At 61.1% G+C, this 1,148-nt stretch carries 1 protein-coding gene; it reads right to left on the reverse strand.

Annotated features, from left to right (window positions below; all coding sequences use genetic code 11):
- Positions 1 to 245 precede the first annotated feature (245 nt).
- A complete protein-coding gene (locus tag IG74_RS0144705) occupies positions 246 to 812 on the reverse strand; it encodes a Uma2 family endonuclease (protein ID WP_234334695.1) in 567 nt (188 codons plus the stop codon).
- Positions 813 to 1,148: the final 336 nt, after the last annotated feature.

Here is a 1,148-nt window from a genome sequence, read left to right on the forward strand (position 1 = left end):
TTTCTGATCCGATCGACGGTAACCGCCACGATTCCTTTTGCCTGAGTGAATCCGGAGTCCTGCTGACACTCAACCCCGGCGCCTGGATTGGAGACAAGGAGGGTTATTCAGGACGATCTTGAGATTCGTATCGTTGCAGGTCGCAGTCCTGCTCGTGGCCTGATCGCCAGCTCCTGAATAAGCCTCCATCTCCACCGTCATCGCATTGCACTTTTACAAACTGGCCTCTGAATAAGCCTCGAGGTTCAGTGGATCTTCTTGAAGTCTGTGCGCACCGTCACTGGAACCCCAGCGAGGCTGAACCCGATCTTCTCACCGAAGCGGTAGGGTACCGATGAGGTGTATTCGTCACCCTTCGGCACCTGATAGAGCACGCACTCCCCGGTCAGCACGTCCACGATGAGATATGTCGGAATCCCGCGCGCCGCGTACTGGTTGAGCTTGCGCCCGTAGTCCTGCCCGACCGTCGAGCGGGAAACGCTCTCCGCGACGAAGTATACATACTTCTGATCCACGAAAGCATCCCCCGGCCCGAGCGCCCCTGCGTCCACCACCAGCACATCCGGCTCGGGCGTATAACCGTCCAGCTCCGGCAGCACACCCTTATCCCGCGTAACATGCAAACCGGATTCCCTGCCCAGCTGCTCCGCCAGCTGAGATCGGATCGAGTCGTCCGCCTCGCTGTGCGCCTCCGTAACCGGTGACATATACAAGCGTCCCTGGTCGAACAGCAGCTTGACCGCCTTAGGCAACTTCATCGAGCGCCGCACCTGGCTCAGCCACTGCCCGTACTCCGGGTACATCATGCTCATTGCGCCTCCCTGCTCATCACGAGATACCGCCATCCTACGGGCCGGATACATTGAGGTGGAATTTTTGAGTTGCCTTCCTCGTTGGCCTGGGGTGGCGGGGTCTGGGGATCTGCGGCGGGTGGCGCCGGCGGGGCGGGAAGGGGTGCGGTTGCGGGTGGTGGCCGCGCTGGAGTCGGGGCGGGTGAAGGGGTACCGGCAGGCGGCTGAGGTGTTCCAGGTCGCGGAGCGGTCGGTGGGTGAGGCGACCCCTGTGGTGTGGACACTCTGACAATGGATCTTGTAGATCCAAGGGAAGGTGTCCTGGTGGGACGGAAGTCTCCGTATCCGGCGGAGTTC

The sequence above is a fragment of the Streptomyces sp. NRRL B-1347 genome, from assembly GCF_000720325.1.
GTDB lineage: Bacteria > Actinomycetota > Actinomycetes > Streptomycetales > Streptomycetaceae > Streptomyces.